14 protein-coding genes are annotated in these 19,363 nt (G+C 42.0%); 3 read left to right on the forward strand and 11 right to left on the reverse strand.

Going from position 1 to position 19,363, the window contains the following annotated elements:
• Window positions 1–75 precede the first annotated feature (75 nt).
• Together CD03_RS36200 and CD03_RS0117325 are read right to left on the reverse strand one after the other, a co-directional pair.
• Complete coding sequence (locus tag CD03_RS36200; protein ID WP_197041671.1) at window positions 76–4,971, reverse strand: family 43 glycosylhydrolase; 4,896 nt, start codon at window positions 4,969–4,971, stop codon at window positions 76–78.
• Window positions 4,972–5,231: 260 nt separating this feature from the next.
• Window positions 5,232–5,813: a rhomboid family intramembrane serine protease gene (locus CD03_RS0117325; protein WP_027294725.1), complete on the reverse strand. Its 582-nt coding sequence runs from the start codon at window positions 5,811–5,813 to the stop codon at window positions 5,232–5,234.
• Window positions 5,814–6,409: 596 nt separating this feature from the next.
• Here CD03_RS0117325 and CD03_RS37925 point away from each other — a divergent pair.
• Entirely contained in the window at window positions 6,410–6,553 is a 144-nt protein-coding gene (locus CD03_RS37925; protein ID WP_156042932.1) for a hypothetical protein, read from the forward strand.
• 91 nt (window positions 6,554–6,644) lie between these two features.
• Here CD03_RS37925 and CD03_RS38930 read toward each other — a convergent pair whose 3' ends face one another.
• The 6 genes from CD03_RS38930 to CD03_RS0117365 all read right to left on the reverse strand — a co-directional run bounded on the left by CD03_RS38930 (window position 6,645) and on the right by CD03_RS0117365 (window position 11,182).
• The gene (locus CD03_RS38930; RefSeq protein ID WP_255348096.1) at window positions 6,645–6,767 is read right to left on the reverse strand and encodes a hypothetical protein; all 123 of its coding nucleotides are present in this window, start codon (window positions 6,765–6,767) and stop codon (window positions 6,645–6,647) included.
• Between the two features lie 62 nt (window positions 6,768–6,829).
• Window positions 6,830–7,795, reverse strand: coding sequence for a sulfite reductase subunit C (asrC, locus tag CD03_RS0117345; protein ID WP_027294727.1), 966 nt, complete (start codon window positions 7,793–7,795; stop codon window positions 6,830–6,832).
• A gap of 12 nt (window positions 7,796–7,807) precedes the next feature.
• A complete protein-coding gene (asrB, locus tag CD03_RS0117350) occupies window positions 7,808–8,596 on the reverse strand; it encodes an anaerobic sulfite reductase subunit AsrB (protein WP_027294728.1) in 789 nt (262 codons plus the stop codon).
• Window positions 8,589–9,605, reverse strand: coding sequence for an anaerobic sulfite reductase subunit AsrA (asrA, locus tag CD03_RS0117355; RefSeq protein ID WP_027294729.1), 1,017 nt, complete (start codon window positions 9,603–9,605; stop codon window positions 8,589–8,591). Before asrA ends, asrB begins: the two co-directional genes overlap by 8 nt.
• Before the next feature lie 92 nt (window positions 9,606–9,697).
• Window positions 9,698–10,387: a Crp/Fnr family transcriptional regulator gene (locus CD03_RS0117360; protein WP_027294730.1), complete on the reverse strand. Its 690-nt coding sequence runs from the start codon at window positions 10,385–10,387 to the stop codon at window positions 9,698–9,700.
• 21 nt (window positions 10,388–10,408) lie between these two features.
• A complete protein-coding gene (locus CD03_RS0117365; protein WP_027294731.1) occupies window positions 10,409–11,182 on the reverse strand; it encodes a formate/nitrite transporter family protein in 774 nt (257 codons plus the stop codon).
• 236 nt (window positions 11,183–11,418) lie between these two features.
• Here CD03_RS0117365 and CD03_RS0117370 point away from each other — a divergent pair, with 236 nt between their 5' ends.
• Window positions 11,419–12,180 carry an HD domain-containing protein gene (locus tag CD03_RS0117370; RefSeq protein ID WP_027294732.1) on the forward strand — a complete coding sequence of 254 codons (762 nt, stop codon included), beginning with the start codon at window positions 11,419–11,421 and terminating at the stop codon, window positions 12,178–12,180.
• Window positions 12,181–12,255: 75 nt separating this feature from the next.
• Here CD03_RS0117370 and CD03_RS0117375 read toward each other — a convergent pair whose 3' ends face one another.
• Window positions 12,256–12,828, reverse strand: coding sequence for an N-acetyltransferase (locus CD03_RS0117375; protein ID WP_027294733.1), 573 nt, complete (start codon window positions 12,826–12,828; stop codon window positions 12,256–12,258).
• 312 nt (window positions 12,829–13,140) lie between these two features.
• On the opposite strand from CD03_RS0117375, the gene CD03_RS0117380 reads away from it, so the two are divergent.
• Window positions 13,141–14,844 carry an ABC-ATPase domain-containing protein gene (locus CD03_RS0117380; RefSeq protein ID WP_027294734.1) on the forward strand — a complete coding sequence of 568 codons (1,704 nt, stop codon included), beginning with the start codon at window positions 13,141–13,143 and terminating at the stop codon, window positions 14,842–14,844.
• 154 nt (window positions 14,845–14,998) lie between these two features.
• Here the strand turns inward: CD03_RS0117380 and CD03_RS0117385 are convergent, their stop codons facing one another.
• Together CD03_RS0117385 and CD03_RS0117390 are read right to left on the reverse strand one after the other, a co-directional pair.
• On the reverse strand, window positions 14,999–15,985 hold the full coding sequence (locus tag CD03_RS0117385; RefSeq protein ID WP_027294735.1) for a Gfo/Idh/MocA family protein: 987 nt from the start codon (window positions 15,983–15,985) through the stop codon (window positions 14,999–15,001).
• A gap of 181 nt (window positions 15,986–16,166) precedes the next feature.
• Window positions 16,167–19,103 carry an insulinase family protein gene (locus tag CD03_RS0117390; protein ID WP_052377851.1) on the reverse strand — a complete coding sequence of 979 codons (2,937 nt, stop codon included), beginning with the start codon at window positions 19,101–19,103 and terminating at the stop codon, window positions 16,167–16,169.
• Window positions 19,104–19,363 lie beyond the last annotated feature (260 nt).

Here is a 19,363-nt window from a genome sequence, read left to right on the forward strand (position 1 = left end):
CACAAACCACCAAAGACGGGATATGTTTTCACATACCCCGTCTTTTAAACATGTTGCCTGTCAGTTTCGTCCTTATTATCTCACTTTAATTACTTTTGACGCACTATAATTTCCATATACCTTCTTACCCCTGGAATCCAATTTATAAGCTCTTACCTTAACGTAATAAGTCTTTTTAGATTTCAATTTTGTAACAGACTTTGTCGTTTTTCCAGTAGTTATATACTTGACACCTTTTTTAAACATCTTGTCCGTGCTATAGGCAATCTGGTATCCTTTTGCTCCGCTGATTTTCTTCTTCAGCTTCACGGTAAATGCTTTTTTCTTCGCTGACAAGGTCTTGACAGCCGGCTTGCTTACTTTCACTTTTTCCCATTTTGCATACAGGGTATAGTCACCGCTGCTGATGTATTTCACTTTTGTCTTGAACCTGCGGTCTTTATACCATCCCTTAAATGCATATCTGGCTTTTTGCGGTGCCTTTAAGGTTATTTTTGATCCATCATAACTCGCCAGGTTTTGTTTTGCATTTTTTCCGCCATTTAAGTAATACTTCACTTCGTAATTTACCGTTACCGTACAGCTTGCCTCGCATTTTGATCCGTCTGCCGCAATAGCTTTGATTACAGCCGTTCCGCCGCTTACTGCGGTTACCTGCCCATTGCTGTTAACTACAGCCGCTTTTGGATTGCTGGAGCTCCAGACCACATTTTTATTGGAAGCATTCACAGGCAGCACACTGACTGTCAAAGCAGCCGTACTTCCCTTTTTCATGCCAAGCTTTGTATGATTAAACCGCAGCTGGCTGACCATTACTTTTTCCGGTACAGGGACTTTTTTAATCAGTTTTGATGCCGCTGTTTCTAATGCTGTTTTTGCTGCATCCACCTGTTCCTGGGTTGCTTCTTTATTGCCTAATATTTCTTTGGCTTTATTTAATTCCTGTACAAATGCTACCCATCCGGTTTCCTGATAATCTGACTGCTTCTTATCTTTATTTACATCATATATACCTTGCAGTTTTGATTTATCAACAATTACTGGCGGGATCTTCTCACTGATCAATTCAACATCCAGATAATCAAGCTCTACCCCTTCCAGACTTTTGGTTTTGCCGATATAAACGGTATTGGTACCTGCATGTAATTCTGCATTGAATTCATAACCGGTCCAGTTATCCGGACATATTCCTTCTGCGTCTGCCGCATTAAATGGAATTGCTTTACAAGTAGACGCCTCTCCATTATTTACTTTTACTTCCATTCCAGCCTTATCACTTTTGGTAGCAGCGCCAACATAAAGTCTGTAATCGCCGGCTTTTTCTGCCTGAACCTGAATTGTGGTACCGCTGTTTTCTTTTGTTAAATTGGCGATCTTCTGTCCGCCTGAAGAATTATAGGTATCACAGATCACTGCTCCGCCGCTTAATGCGCCCTCTTCTGCTTCATAACGGTCACGCCGGATAACCGGTGTTCCGGAAGGACGGTTTACTTTTCCATCGTAGGCGATTGCTTTTCCAAAATCAGGTGTTCCATCTTCATTCCAGGTGAATTTTTGTGTGCGGACACCGCGTCCGTTCCAGTTCTGTCCGGAACCTTTTGTCGCATGATATACCATATAATTTTCTGTTCCGTCCGGTGATACGGTAAAGCAGGCATGTCCGGTAGAATAAGTACTTGGTGCATTTTTTTGAAAGACTGCTTCTGTTCCTTTTTCCCAGTCTTTTGCATTCATCGGGTCGCCGCCTTTTTTCAGGGTCAGTCTTCCCAGGCAGTAATTATCCGTCCAGCTACCGCTTGCCGAGAAAATAATACTGGTAATACCATCCGGTGAAACGAGTACCTGCGGTCCTTCATTAATCCTTGGGAATCCATCCAGCTCCCAATTGTATTCCGGCTTGGAAAGCATTACCCTTTCCCCGGAAATGGTGCAGGGATCTGTCATTTCGGCAATATAAATCCGCTGTTCTTCATTTACCATTCCTTCCCAGCCGGACCATACTGCGTATAGTTTGCCATTGTACTCTAAAACAGTCTGGTCAATAGCCCATCTGTCTGTATCCGGGGATAGCTTTCCTTTAAATTCATATGCGCCCATTGCATTATCTGTTTTGCTTTCCAGCACATACATTCTGTGGTCAGCATCTTTTCCGGCAGTATAATAGATGTACCATTTTCCATTGATAAAATGAATTTCCGGAGCCCATAAATCACTCGATGGTTCTGTTCCTGTGGGATGATAAACTTCCACCGGCTGTGTGGCTGCAATGCGGTTTAATTCCGGTGCTCTGGAAACATAGATTGCTTTGTCCTGACTTACCCTAACGTAGTAATAATAACCGTCCTGATAGGTAACATATGGATCTGCCCCATAGTTTACGATTGGATTTGTAAATGCATCCTGATCATAAAAATGCAGAGTATAGGTCAAAGGATAAGTTTTATCTGTCTTTCCCGTAAGGGTAATCTCACTTACCGGGTTTTTTCTGGTAGGCTGAGTAATCGTCAGATCAAATGTTTCACTCACTTTCTCACCTAATACGGCTGTTACTTCCGGAAGATTGTCCAGGCTTTCCACATCCACATCATACTCCAGTGTATCTTTTTGGTAATTCTCTAAATCTTTACCATCTAGTTTGATCTGCTCAATGGAAGGATTGCTTGTATAGAAAAGGATATAATCCAATTCGCTAAAACTGTTTGTTTCCCCGGAATGCGTGAACGTTATGGTATTTTTTCCTGCATTCAGTTCTGCTTCGATTGCATAGAGTCTCCAGTTATCCCATCCGTACGGCTGATATTTAACAATTCCTGCATTTTCCTGATCCCCGTTAATGTAATACTTATGGGACGCGTTTAGCTGATCCGTACCGCTGCCCGCAGCTACATCAATCCGGTAGGTTCCGGCTGTCTTTGCATTTACCTCAAAGGTTACTGTTGCATTGCCATTATCGATCATACCTACTTTCTTCTTGCCGGAAGCATCTCCTCTTTCCGTTATTTTTGCAGGTGCTGTAATGACCGCATTTTCAGCTTCCATTTTTACGACTTCTTTTTCTGCCACCGGCTGGAAAGTGAACTTCACCACAGCTTCCAGATCCAGATTCAGATTTCCCAGGTTTTCAATTCCTTCGGGCAGCAGAATATGCCCCTGTATAACTGACTGGCTCCCATTGTTTTCTGATTCATAGGAAGGTTCCTCCCACTGGATCTCAGCTGTATAGGTAACGCCCGGCTCACTTTTTGATGTCACTAAGCCTTTCACGCTGTCCGGCAGCTGCCATGTATCCGGGGCACTGCCCTCTTCAACAGTAATATTCAGGTTATCCGGTTTTGTAAAGGAAATGAGGTTATTCACGTTTACCGCACCGGAAGGAACGTGTTGTTTGGTTACGGTAGGGCCTTTCACTTCTAAGATTGTTTCACCTGCCTGATCCCGGGTAAATTGTATTCTGTCGATACAGAATTTTCTCGGATCTGCCGCTTCCAGGCTGTTATGGCAATGGTACACCATAAATAACTCTTTGCCATCCGGTGACTCTACTATCCCATGATGTCCCGTACCATGTGCAAGGCTGTTTGACTGCATAATTGGATTATTTTCGTACTTTGTATAATCTCCCAGCGGATTACTGCTGACAGCATATCCGGATCCATAGCCCGGGCTTTGGAAATGGGCACCGGAGTAGGTAAGATAGTAAATGCCATCCTTTTTCAGCATAAACGGACCTTCGTTTATTCTTCCCATGGATGTTTCCCAGCCGTCTTCGGGAACCAGGATACATTTTAATGTGGATTCATCAATGGTCTTCATATCATCATTTAATTTTGCACCATATATGAGGTTCCCATTGTCAAAACGTACAAAATACAAGTAATACTGTCCGTCATCGTCCATATAAGCATGGGCGTCAATTTCCTTAATATCGGTATGCATCGGTACCTGGTTCTCCTGGGTAAATGGTCCCAGGGGAGACTTGCTGGTTGCTACACCAAGGTGTTCCTCTGCGGTATAGTACATATAGAAAGTGCCGTCCCGCTCAATGACATCCGGTGCCCAGAAATGTGTATTTCCCCAGACATTATCCTTCTCCAGCGCCCAGCCCTTATCGGTCCAGTTCACTAAATCCGTAGAAGTATAAACTTTAATCCCGTTTTCATCCGCCCCTGCGTTTGTTGGATAGAGATAATAGGTTCCATTATAATATAACACATCCGGATCCGCACAATTATCCAGCAGTGGATTCTGGTAAGTCTCTCCTGCTAATTCCGGTTCCGTATATTCAGAAATCTTTACATTCTCAAAAGATGCACTGGAAAGCCAGTTACGAAATCCTATGGTACCTTCCCCATGGTCGCTGTCCGTAACATCCAGTTTTGCATAGTGTTCTCCGTCATAATCGATATAACATACAATATGGTTTCCGGAAACGGCAACCGTTACATGATAGGTTTTTCCATATTCAATGGTGGTCTCTTTCGCTGCTATTTCCGTCCATTTCGTCCCGGATACTTTACCAAGCATTACTCTTCCGTTATGGGCATCGATGCAAAAATAATAACCATTGTATCCGTCCCCATGATTATCGATTGGGTTTGTTACGCGAAACAGCACACCTGCCTGGGCACTGCTCTTGTCGTCCAGATTTGTCTGCTGGTTATTCACGGTTACATCGGCTTCGTAAACAAAATCGCTGAAGTTCTGATCCTTCACCAGCGCCTTGTCTCCCCTGCCTTCTGTAACGGTGTAGGTATGGTCATTTACTGACCATGTGCCAGAATCCCATCCACTGTAAGTACTCCAGTTGTCTGCATTGGTAAAATCCTCTTCGAAGATTACCTCTCCCGTGCCTTCTAAAACCGGACGCTCTGCTTCTACCCCCTGCATGTCCGGCGCTGCCAGTACCGTATAGCTGCCCATATTGGACATCACTAACGCGGACACCATTACCGCTGCAATCACTTGATTCATCTTTCTCATTCGACTCTTCATTCCTGTACTCCTTCCTTCATTTACGCGGGTTTACTTATAAATAGACTTTACTATATGTCTTTATTTATGTCTTTATAAAAAAGGGAGGTGAATGTATAATTTTTTAGCATCGGATGAAATTCCGCAAAAAAAGACTGTCCCTTTGATAAACAATTGTTATCTGAGGTTCCAGTCTTATATTTTCTTTCCGCGCACCAGGGAATACTACATATACTATTACAAAATTTTATCGCTAAACTTTATTTTCGATAACTAATCTGCGGTTTGAACACAAACCCAAATACGCAACCCAATATGCCTCCTAAAATATGCGTTAAATTAGCGATATTATTTTTAATAAACAGTCCTTCATACAACTGACCTCCGAAGTAAAAAATTGCTACAATTAAAAAAGTTAATGGAATACCCTCACCCCTCATGCTGCTCAAAGAGGTAAGCATAATCAGCGCAAATACAATCCCGCTGGCTCCCAGTAATGCCGTACCTGGGAAAAACAGAATATTAACAATCCCCGTCAGAACAGCCGTAACGATAAGAAGAATACTGATATTCATACTGCCATATTTTTCTTCCAGCAAAGGACCGATTAACAACAGGGTAATTATATTTCCACTAAAATGTTCCCATCCGCTATGGCCAAATACATGCCCAATCAGCCTGATATAGTACATAGGACTTGCCATGGAAGACCGATATACCGAAAAGAACATGCGGTTCGTCCAGCCTCCGGTAATATAATTGAGTAATAACGCGGCAAATGAAATAATCGTGAATGTTAAAATAACAGGCGAATTATATTTTATCTTCTTTAGACTGTTCAATTGTTACTCTCCTTTCTGGATATGGGGATAAATTGGGGTTTTGCTGATTAAGGACGCTTTGTAGATAGATGTAGTGCGCGGAAAGAGAAGGGGGCGGACCATGGCAGGCGTTTGGAAGGCTTACCGCAGAACTGGCATTTTCTAACCTTCCCGGAGCGTTTTTTGGCGGCACGCGGGCATTCGCTCCGAAATCCTGATGCATTTCGCAGCTCACTGCCCGCTTAGTATCCGATGGGAGCCAGTCGAATACTATCCGCCAAAAAGCACTCCGGGAAGGTAAGTAAATGCTCAGCTCTGCTATACGCCTTCCAAACGCCTGCCATGATCCGCCCCCTTCTCTTTCCGAGATCCAGGTTGTCGCCACAAAGCTGGTTTTCTCAGCACGGCGGGACCCCGGGGTTGTGGCATGCTGAACGCTATTGGCATAGAACATATAAAATCCATAAAGCAGCTGATCTTCTCACTACAGCTTGTTTCTTCATTCTACTACATATATTTTTGGTTACAGCACTAAAGCCAGTTAGGTCTATGAACAGGAACACAAGTATACTCTAATCTTATTTCACACATTTCACACTGCACTGCAGAAACACACTATGCTGCATCCAAAAACAAACAGCCCGTCACAGCCCCAGGGTCTCCACCAGGCTGAGAAAACCAGCTTTGTATCAACGAATGCTATCTCGGAAAGATGGGTGTGGGAAACTGGTATGGGCGGAGGAAGCGTAGAGCAGAGCTGAGTATTTACTTACCTTTCCGGAGTGTTTTTTGGCGGATGGTATTCGACTGGCTCCCATCGGATACTAAGCGGGCACTGAGCTGCGAAATGCATCAGGATTTCGGAGCGAATGCCCGCGTGCCGCCAAAAAGCGCTTCGGAAAGGTTAGAAAATACCAGTTCTGCGGCCAGCTGACGGAGCCCATGCCAGTTTCCCACACCCATCTTTCCGTACACTACCTCCATCTACAAAGCGTCATTAATCAGCGAAACCCATATTTAAGCTGAATTTATTCGCTCTAGCGATAATGAATCCCGCTCCAGTAAACATGCTCTTTTACAATCGTTTCCGGCAGCAGCTCTACGCCTTCTAATGCCCACTTTTTAAACTCCGTAAATCCCACGCGGTCAATGATATATCCCACATGTTCTTTACCGCCCGGTGCATTGCGGTCAATGTATTTTTCCACAAATTTATAGGTGTTTAAAATAACCTTGATAATTGTATCTTCATCCACCCAGACCATAAAGTCTTCTCCCAGTCTGGGATTTCTCTTTCCGGTACGGCCCATGATTGTCAGACGGTAATACTTTTGTTTACTCCTGGTAAATGCACGGGTTGGACATTTTGTAACACAGACGCCGCATCCTACGCATTTTTCTTCATTTCTTACGACCTTTTCATTTTCTTTTGAAAGTGCCTTTACCGAAAGCTTATCACATCCTTTGACACATGCTCCGCAGGTAACACATCTGGTTGGATCATACTGCGGAAGTGTCATCCCGATAATTCCGAAATCATGCATTCTTGCTTTGATGCAGTCGTTGGCACATCCGGTGAGGGCAATTTTAAAGTGCAGGTCATTCGGAAAAATTGCATCCTCTATTCTTCTGGCAAATTCAGCTGTATTATAATTACCGAAAGGACAGACACGGTTTCCGATACATGCAGATACATTTCTCGTCCCGGAAGATGGGTATCCGGTATTGGGATTGATCTGGTTGGTTCCAAGGTTTTCGATAATCGGCTGGAGCATTTCATTTACTTTATCAATATCATCTAATGAAATTCCTTCTATTTCAAAACCCTGTCTGGTTGTCAAATGCACATTTCCATTGCCGTATTTATCAGCAATCTCCTTTACCATGCCTAAGACTTCTGCATTGCATTTTCCGCCCGGAACTCGCACTCTGGATGCGGTGATGCCCCGTTCCTTAGAGATACGGTAAGCATTTTTCTTTATCTTTTTTGTATTAATATCCATTCTGACACCTCCTTAGTCAAATAAATTTTTGCCTTTGGTATAGTTAAATACCGGACCATCCAGACAGATATAGGTATCGTCCATTTTGCAGTGACCGCATTTGCCAATTCCGCAGCACATTTTACGTTCCTGGGAAATCCAGATCTGTTCTTCTTTTATACCGCGCTTCTGCAATTCCATTACGGTAAATTTCATCATAATAGGAGGACCTACTACAATTGCAGCAGCCTGATCCAAATCACGGATTTCAAGATCCGGAATATAGGCGGTAACCATCCCCTCTTTATAACCGGGCTCATCTGCTTTATCTACCGTGATCGTAAGATTCATCTGATTTTCCCATCGTTTGATACTGTCCTTAAACAGAATATCCTTTGGTCCCTTAAAACCGGCAATCACGCTCATACCTTTCGTTTCACCAATATGATCTCCAAAGTAATCAATGACACCTTTTACCGGGGATACTCCGGTTCCTCCGGCAACAATAATCAATTCTTTCCCCTTGTAATCTTCCAGTTCAAAACCGTTTCCATAGGGACCGCGCATAAACAGACTCTGCCCAACCTGATTTTCAAAAATCTCATTGGTAACTTTCCCTACTTTACGAATTGTCAGATCTACATAGTCCTCTCCGATGCCGCTGACGGAAATCGGCGCTTCTCCGAATTTAGGGATGGACACTTCAAAAAACTGACCCGGTTTTACATCTCCCACATAAGCCATCCGAAAGGTATATTCTATTTCTGTATGCTTCTTTACCTCTTTAATTTCTGATAAAAAAGGGATATATTCATTACACATTTTCATTTCCCCCTTCCTTTTCCTTTGCTAATTTGCGGATACATGCAATATAAGAAATGTATTCCGGACACACATCCTCACAGCGTCCACAGCCTACGCACATATGATAGCCAAAACGTTTCTTATAATCGTATACCTTATGTAACACCTTGAAACGCATCCTTTGGCCCTGGTCTTTGCGGAAGCTGATGTTTCCAGCCATGTCCGTAAATCCATCCACCTGACAGGAACCCCAGACTCTTCGCCTCTCGCCTGCTTTCGGATTGTCCTTATAGAACACATCCTGCATGGTAAAACAGGTACAGGTCGGACAGACGAAATTACAGCGCCCGCAGCCGATACATCTTCCCGCATACTCTTTCCAAAACTCTGCATCCTGGATTCCGGCTGGCAAAGTTTCCGGGATTTCTATTTTTTCTTCATTTTCTGTTACAAAATCAATTGTACGCTCTTCTTGTTTACTTTCAAAACCCTCTAGCTGAGACTGCAGTTCCTCATTCCTGCAATCCAGATATACGTGTCCTTCATCCATTTTCAGATACGCATCATATCCTTCCGAATGATTCGTTCCCATACTTACGCAAAAACAGGAGTCAAAAGAAGTGGTACATCCCATCAAAACAAACCGGGTATTTTCCCGAATCCGTTTGTAATAATAATCCTCAACTCCGTTTTTCAGATAAATTTCATCCAGACGTTTTAATGCATGCAGATCACAGCTACGTAACAGAATGATTTTTTTCTTCTCATCCTGATCCGGGACCTTCATTTCTTTCTCCGTAAAATAAAGAATGGTATCTGAAACAGGCAGCAATACCTCCTTAAAGCTGTACTCCGATTTCTTATCCCATACGATATCGCTAAAGGATTTGATCTTACCATAGCGGATTACATCCGTATCTGAAAAGCAGCCTTCTCCTTCGAATACCATGGGTGCATAAACATCGTACGATTCTGACAATCTGATCAAAAACTGATCTGCTTCTTCTCTTTTTAAAAGATTTCCCATAGTCTTTTTCCTTTCTTATATATTTATTTCCCTTTTTTATTTTAAAGTGTGCCTGAGCGCAATTAAAAAGTTTGGGTTATTTTCCAGTCGCTCTATGCCTTATAAAATGCCGCCAGTTCATCCGGCATAGGTAGAATAAAATGCCGGTTCTTATAGATCAGCAGCTCTCTGCTGCTCAGATTCTTACATGCCCGGGATACATTTTCCCGAGGAGCTCCCAACAGATCAGCCAGCAGGTTCATGGTCAGCTCCACATCAATTTTAATTCCATCCTCTGTTTCCACGCCGAAGTCACGTCCCAGCTTCCAGAGCTTTGCAGCTATCTTGCGTTCCAGGTACATATTGCCTGTGGTATTTTTCAATTGATGGCTCATTCTCCACAGATAGCGCTCGTAGGATCTCATTACCGCATGCATCAAAGCCGGCTCCTGGTCCATCCATTTTAAAAAGTCCTTTTTTCTGATCTGAAGCAGCTTTAACGGACAGACCGCTTCACAAAATACTGATACCGGCTTTTCACTTAAAATATTATGATTGATCAGATTCCCTTTTCCCAGTATGAAAATAATCTTGCGATTTCCATGTTTCGTTATATTGTAAATAGATGCTTTTCCACTGATAATAATATACACAAAGTTCACATTATCCTTAGCATGAAAAATGACCTCTGGCTTTTCATAAGATACCACCATGGACTGGTTTAAGATCGTCTGAATCATGCTGCAGGGGATTTCCTGGAAAAAATCTAATTTTTTCATTTCATTTATGGATATCTCTTTCATACAGGTGCTCCTTATCTCTGATTATTTTTTTCTCTGCTTTGCTATCACGCAGTAAGGAACAGCTACGAAAAAGATTCCTCCAATCATATTGCCCAGTGTAACCACTAAGAGGTTGTACACAAATCCTCCCAGGCTGACTGCAAAAGTATATGGATCAAAAAGTCCCACGGTTAAAAGAGTCATATTTGCGATGCTGTGCTCAAATCCAACCGTAATAAACACAAACAGACACCAGAAGATCATGATTAACTTACCTGCTTCGGATTTACATTTAAATCCGCACCATACTGCTATACATACCAGTATATTACATAATATCCCTCTTGTCAGCAATGGTAAGAAAGAAACTGCCATCTTGGCTTCTGCTGTCTTTGCTATGAACTCTCCAACCGGACCATTTGCAAGTCCCGTAACATGATATAACGCACCTATTATAACAGAACCCAGCAGATTCCCGACCCAGCAGACTACCCATAAAGCCAGGGTATCTTTCAATGTCACTTCTTTTCTTAATAGCCCAACGGTCATAACGAAATTATTGCCGGTAAACAACTCTGCTCCTGCAATCACAACAAGGCTCAGAGCAACGCCAAAACATGCTCCCATAACAATCTTAGTCGCCGGTGAGCCTGCAGCATTTAAAAGCCCTCCTGCAGTAAATATCAGCAATATACCAAATCCTATGTACATCCCTCCAAATATAGACGCCAGAAAATAGCCCAACGGATTATTTTTTAGCAGACTTACCTTCGCTTTTGATGCATTTCCTACAAGTCCTACTTCCTCTTGAAACATATAAATCTCCTTCCTTTTCCTCTTGTGTATCATTTTTATTGCTTTTCTTAATTATTATATCCCAGGAGGATTCATCAGTCGGTGATGATCGTCACAGTTTGACAAAAATTAATAAGCATAAATTGTTCTGCAGTTCAAGGAAGGATGTAATGTTCTCTTGAAGCATTCCCCCATCTGTGTTATCTTTATCAGTAGTATTTCATTAATTATGGCAAACCCAGAAAGGAATTATTATGATCGACTTTAAAAAGGCAAAAGAAGAATTTGAGAAATACTTAGATGGCTATGACCGCAATAACGATAAGATCAATCTGAAAATCATACATACCTATGGCGTCATGGACTATAGTCAGGAGGTGGCAGACCGAATGAAGCTTTCACCGGAAGATGTCGGCCTGGCAAAAATTATCGCTCTGCTGCATGATATCGGAAGATTTGAACAATTAAAACGCTATGACAGCTTTCAACCGGATACCATGGACCATGCCTCCTATGGAGTGCAGATTCTGTTTGAAGATGGAATGATCCGCCGTTTCGTAGAAGACAGTCAGTGGGATGGAATCATTAAAACTGCAATTGCACATCACAGTGATTTTACCCTGCCGGTTATAGACGATTCCCGCACTTTACTTCATTCCCGACTGATTCGGGATGCCGATAAGTTAGATAACTGCCGGGTGAAACTGGAAGAATCCATTGAAGTTCTTCTGGGCGCATCCCCGGCTGAAGTAGGACTATCTTCTGTCAGCCCGGCTGTTGCCGACAGTTTCTTTCGAAACGAATCTGTCCTTTCCTCTGACCGAAAAACACTAATCGATTATTGGATATCCTATCTGGCTTATTTCTTTGACATTAATTTCCGGGAAAGCCTGCAGATTATAGAGGAACATCAATTTATCAGCCGTATCATAAAACGCATTCCCTATGAAAATCCTGACACCTGCAAAATCATGGATGAAATGCAACATACATTGAAAGAATATGTCGGCAAAGCCTAAAAAAGATACCATCAGCCCCGCTTGTGATAAAACAAGACGGATTCTGATGGTACCCTGTAACATTTCAAGTTCTGTTTATTTCTTATCTCTTATTTCCACCCATCTCTCAAAAACAGCATCCTCAAACATGCAGTGGTAAATTCTGCTTAATTCCTCATAGACATTTACTTCGTCTCCCCCGTTAAATGGCAGTATCATGGTTCGGTATTCTACACCGAACAGCTTACTTGTGATCTCCGTCTGATGCAGTCCGTTTTTCTCATAGAACGCTATTCTGCGCAGCATGATCCCCAGATCTACTTCTTTTTCTGCAAAATCAGGATTTTCTACCTCCAGGATAATTCCTTTCACATGAGTCATATTGTTTGCAAGCAGTTCTAAGAACAGGCTGCCGTATCCACCACACCTTTTATCTCTGCATATTGCAAAATAATCCAACAGAACATAATGTTCTTCTCCTGGTGTTACAAAAAGTGCATAGCCTGTCAGCTCTTCTTCCTTAAATAAACCATAGGCTGAATAAACTCCTTCATTCCACATACCCTCGATACGTGAAAATGGTTTTACCTCTGCTTCAGGAAAATCAAAAACCAGGTGTTCTGCATAAATTTCCCTGACTTGTTCCAGTGTTAATTTTCTTAAATTCATTTCAATTACCTGCCGCTTGTTTGAACATACCAATCTGTGCATAGATTCTTCAGACAAGCTCAATCTTTCTAAATATTTGCTTCCGAATTAAAGCTTTGTATTCGCTATTATACCTTAAAAAACTTTAAAAAACAATATAGTTTTACTGATTAAGACGCTTTGTGACGATAACTTCCATCCCCGCAAAGCGTCTTATTCAGCAAAACCCAAATAGATCCGTAACGAAATACTTGTATCTTTCCATCTTTTACTGTAATATGTTTTTTAGAAAAGAACACCTATAATTTGCTCTAAAGAAAGGATCTGACATAGATGAAAAATTCAAATGATCTGCAGCGTCTGCTTCAAACAATTGATCACAAAAGCTATCCCGCATACAAAGATACCCGGGGCAGCTATGATTTTAGCACTTACACCTTAAATATCGACCATGTTCAGGGCGATCCTTTTGCATCACCCTCCAAACTCAGCGTGACTGTAGACGGCAAAAAAGCGGGATTTCCTTCCGTTTTATTTGACTGCCCGCATAAACGCATTGCTTTACAGGATTATCTGCTTCGTTTATTTAGTCAGAAAATCAGCCAGTATAATTTCAAGGCAAAAGGTTCCGGCAAAAGCGGATTGATCACCGTCAGCCATTGCGGACAGGAAATATTGGAACGGACTGCCTGTGAAATAGATCCATCCACGGGTAAGGTACTCGTCAGATTTGAAGCCGGTTTTCCGGCAAACGGAAGAACCATCAACGCCTCCCAACTGATTCGTATTCTCTTTGATTTCCTACCGGATTGCGTAAACAGTACGCTGTTCTATGGCAAATTAAATCCCGGGAAAGTACAAGCAGTGATCTCACTCGCAGAAGACCAGAAGTATATCCGGGAACAGCTTCCCCTGCTGGGACTTACTGCTTTTGTTGCAGATGGGTCTATTCTGCCAAGAGAATCCGGTGTTTCAGCCAGACCCATGAAGGATGGAATTGCTTTTGTTTCTCCGGAATCCTTAAAGGTTACGCTTACGCTCCCCCACCGCGGAAGTATCAGCGGAATGGGTATAAAAAAAGGAATCACCTTAATCGTCGGCGGTGGCTACCATGGTAAATCCACTCTTTTAAAGGCCCTGGAACTAGGCGTTTACAACCACATTTCCGGTGACGGACGAGAATATGTCATAACGGAGAATTCGGCATTAAAGATACGCGCCGAAGACGGCAGAAGCATTAAAAGCACAGACATTTCAATGTTTGTCAACAATCTGCCAAACAAAAAAGATACCACCTCATTTTGTACGGAAGATGCCAGTGGCAGTACTTCCCAGGCGGCAAATGTCATAGAGGGAATGGAAAGCGGCACTTCGCTCTTTCTGATTGATGAAGATACCTGTGCTACCAATTTTATGATTCGGGATGAACTGATGCAGCGTGTTGTACACCGGAATCAGGAACCGATTACTCCTTTTATTGAAAGAGCTCGTTATCTGTTTGAAGAAAAAGGAATCTCCTCCATTATAGTTGCCGGCAGTTCCGGATCCTATTTTCATATCGCAGACTGTATTTTGCAGATGGACCGATACGAACCTAAAGAGATTACAGCATTTGCCAAAGAGGAAGCTCAGGCATTTCCCGCAGTAACACAGCCGGAATCAGTACCACCTATGCCTTCCTACAAACGTGCCGCCAGTACCAACCCCGATGTCAAAAACAACAACCGGCTGAAAATGAAGACTATGGGTAAAGATTCTTTACTGATTAATCATGAAGCAATAGATTTACGCTTCGTAGAGCAGCTTGTAGATTCCGAACAGACAGCCGCACTTGGCTACATTTTGGCATATGCCGAGAACCACCTGCTGGATGGCAGAAATGACCTGCGCAGTATTGTCTCAACCATACGCAGTATGGTTGAACGCAAAGGGCTGTCAGGCATTGTATCCGGCAGTTACCTCCCCGTGAATCTGGCTATGCCAAGGGATCAGGAAATTTTTGCCTGCTTTAACCGTTACCGGTCTTTCCATTTATAAGTTATCTAATATTTCCACGGATACCTCAGGCTATAGACACATAACTGTAAAGAAAATGGGTGTTTACAAAAAAATGGTTTCAGGAAAACCTCCTGAAACCATTTGTATCCGGCCTGACCCCAGCGGCTTGTGTTACAGCCATCTTCCATTCTGATTAATTCAAATCTGCAGGAAATTTTATTCCAAGCTGCCTGCGCGCTTCATCAATCATCCACATAGTATTAAGACTGGCTTCATGGTAAATCTTAATTTCTTTTTCTTCTTTATGATTCATAAAACCCATAAACCTATTTAATTCATACTGCATATCATCCTGCAGTCCTTCTGCAAATAAGCACTCTTCTTCCCCTGTATAATAACGGATTTTTACTTCTTCCGGAATGTTAATATGCGGAATGATCATACATCCCTTTTCCCCTTGAATTTCACTGACCTGATAACTGTTAGTTATCTTAGAATAAACAAGTTCCGCCAGAAAGTCGCCATAATCTGCGAGCACAGAACCCGTACCATCAATGCTGCCCTCCAGCTGCACACCAACAGCTTTAATTTCTTTTGGTTTCCCAAACAAATAAGACGCAGCATAAATACAATAGGTTCCTATATCCATAATCGCCCCATTTGACAACTCCGGCTTAAATGCATTTTCAACAATCCCCTCTTTGAATTTGTCATATCTGGAAGAATACTGGCAATAGGTAAAATGAACCCTGCGCACTGTTCCAATTTTCTTCATTCCCTCTTCCACCGCCTTCATACCGGGAGTAAAAACAGGACGCATAGCTTCCAATAACACTTTATTGTTTTTTTGTGCCGCTTCCAGCATTTTCTTTAATTCAGATGTATTAGAAGCAATCGGTTTTTCACATAGGACATGTTTTCCTGCATTTAACATCTGAAGAGACTGGGAAGCATGTAAAAAAGTAGGACTTGCGATATAAACTGCATCTACATTTTCATCTGCCGCCAGTTCTTCCAACGTTGTATACGTTTTGGGAGCTCCATACCGGGCTGCATATTCTTTTGCCCTCTGGGCTGTTCTCGAATATACCCCATACAGCTGAAAACCGGCACAATATTCTGCGGCTTTTAATAACCGGTCTGTTATAAAATTTGTTCCAATAACTGCGAAATTTATCATTTGTTTCTTCCTCCTCTTATTTGTTTATTCGATATGTTTTATAAGGTAAGAAAATACCAGTTCTGCGCCCAGCTGACGGAGCCCATGCCAGTTTCCCACACCCATCTTTCCGTACACTACCTACATCTACAAAGCGTCCTTAATCAGCTAAACCCAAATTTAAGATAAAATTATTCACTGCTTATTCTTTATAATTTATTATTTCATCAAAAACATTTCCGGCTGCCCTGATATTCGACTCATTTCCCACCGTCACCACAGCTCCCCTTTTCAAAGCATCCCCTATGGTGTTTGCAGCAGCTTCCCGATCCTGCAGCGATGCGTTTTTAATATCTTCTATCATATGATTCACCACAGCCGGATCTGCGCCGCTTATGGCCAGACGCATATCCCACATTCTTCTGTCAAGAATACCCAAAGGCTTTGTCACAAGACCATATGCATTTAAAATATAACCATCCAGTTCTTCTTTCGTAATCTCCATCCTCTTTAGAAAATCTGCCGTACCCGCAAAAATATCCAGAGTAGATTTTACATTGGGATCCCCATAACTGTAAAGACAGAATGTTCCGTCTGTAGGATCTCCTACCGTGACGCCTGCACTATAGGCATCTGAACGGAAACGGATCTGAGGTATGATATACTTGTCTTTAGCCGCCATTAAATATGGCAGATATCTCCCTTTAAAATTTTTATCGCCCCTGAAGTCTCCCACTGCAGCACTGTATTGATTTGAAGACTCCACGCAGATTCCCTTCTTTCTCTTAGCATCCATAAAATCACCGTAGTTCAGCATCTTCTTTTTCAGTACCGGCAGCTGGCTGAGTTTATCGACCGCCGTTTTCTCTATCTTTGACAGTGCTTTGGAAGCTGCCGCAGATGCTATGATAATCTTCTCTCTATGCATCACACTCTTCTTTATTTCTTCTAATTTAACTACTACACTGCTAAGATAGTCTGCATCCTGCTCCAGTTTTTGAAGAATCTTTTTCAGGAAACGATATAAATCCTGTCCGTTTACCGCATTATAAAACCGGGCACTGTTCCTGATATACCCCAGTGCCAGATCTTCCGCCAATGTCATGGGGTCATCGGTTCTGGACAAATCATAATCCGGAAGGGATTTATTCAATACCCGGATCATTTCTTCTCTTTGATGAAACTTAATATTACCCATCACTTCCAGGAGAAAATCTAGTGCGGTTCCATAATCCTCTGTCAGCCCCTCCCAGCTCACCACTAACATGGGCCTGCTGTTTTCCCCAGCTTCTGCACCGGGATACAGTTCATGAACCGATAAATCATATAAGTATTCTTCTGCAATATTTTTCTGCTTGTCTGCCGTGTACTTTTCAGTATCCAGTTCTGTAAGCAGCAATTCATAAAGTGCCAAGTAGAAGAAATCCTCTTCCGGCACGGAACTGATATCAAAATAAATCCGAAAACTGCCCGCATGTTCAATCGGTGCCGCACAAGTATAGCTTACCATATCCCCAAATTTTTTCTTTCTATAAGAAGTTGCCTTTTCCAGATCCGGCAGTTCCTTTGGTTGAATCATAAAACTGCTGTTACTTTGTTCCGTTTCATTCCATTCCCGAAACTTCCTGGTATCTTCTACCAGTTGCTGTCGCTGCCCCACTGACATAGACTCTTTCATCTTCTTCAGATAATCATCCCGTTCCTGCTCCATCTGTTCCGCCAGCCCCGGCTTGGGTATCGTCACAACAAAAGCACTCCGTTTGGGCACTAAAGCTTCTTTTACCAGCCGTTTTAAAATCAACTGCTCCTTATCCCGGGAAATTCTGCAAAAGCAGTCCTGATATCTGCTATGATAATCGATTCTGCCTGTACTGGTCCAATAGGTGGCAATTTCCTCCGAAACATCAACTGCCACAGCAGTTGCCTCCCGCATCAGTGATTCTGCAAGTTCTCTGCTCTTCATACATGCCCGGTATATTTCCGGACTGAATCCATTTTCGGACAAATCTTTTAACGCCCTGTTTATCGAATCTTTAAACGACTCCTTCTGCATTACATCCGCATCCAACAGGCGGAATACCAGATAGGGAAAAGAAGTATCTACATTAATAAAAGCGGTCATAGAATTATGAAGACCTGCCTTTTTTGCATAATCATGCCATACAAAACTTTCATTATTCATCATATCGGTAATAAAGCCCCAATATATTAAATCATCCCAGGAACACCCGGACAAATCCACGGCATAATCCACAATAGAAGCATGGTCTGCGTTATCTTCTTCATATGCCGGGCTATCCACTATCTGTTCCACATAGCCGGGCCGGACCTGCTCGTTGGTATATTGGCTTAAATCGATCTGTTTCCTTTCCGATTTGGAAAGATATTCTTTTTCTATGAAGTCCATTACTTTTTTAAAGTCCATATCTCCATAAAGAATGATCAGACTATTGCTGAAAGAGTAAAAACGTTCATAAGTCTGCAAAGTATGCTCATAAGTAAGTCCCTTATAATTCAGGTGGGCTTTCCCAATACAGTTTGAGGCATATAAGCCGGGATACAATGCATGAATCAGATTATCATCTGCATTACTCTCAACATCTGTCAAATAACCAAAGTCTTCACTCAGAACCGTTCCCTTCATGAGAATAGGACTATCCACATCTTCCAGTTCATACCGCAATGCTTCTCTTTTAAAGAAATTATCATTCTTTAATATATCGGGACTGACCATACAGCTTAAGTAAACATCCATCATTTTCATCAGCTGGTCTTCACTCTTACTGCACACCGGATAAATCGTGAACGTTGGATAGGTAAAGGCATTAAAAAAAGTATTATAACTCTTATTACCCATATCAAAGAAGATATCCTTGCTGGGATATTTTTCGGAAGATGCCAGAATTGCATGTTCAAATACGTGATTGGTATCTGTTTCATCCACATATGGAGTCCTATAGATGATACTAAATCCCAATTCCGGATCATCGTTTTTTATACATGCTGCCTGGGCACCACTCTTTTCATGTTCAAATAATGTAATATCAGCTCCTAATTGTCCGATCACGCTTTTCTCTTTTACCCGAAATCCGGATACCGGATCTGTCATTTCTAAAATATTGCTATTTTTCTCTGTCACTATTGTTTTCCTTTATACATATTAAAATTTATAACTATTTATAATATAGTCGATAAATTCAGAATACGCAACCATTTACTCCTATCTTGCAGTACCTCAAGGGATTTCCAGAACCATATCCCCCCGTATTCACACCTTAATTTAGAAAACCTGTGCATTAACGAACAAATCCTGATTCCTGAATGAAATCATAATTCACGACATTAAATTTACACTTCAATACATTTATGATCTTTAATAAACACAAAGATAGTATTATA

Origin of the sequence: Robinsoniella sp. KNHs210, from assembly GCF_000686105.1 — a bacterium.
GTDB lineage: Bacteria > Bacillota > Clostridia > Lachnospirales > Lachnospiraceae > Robinsoniella > Robinsoniella peoriensis.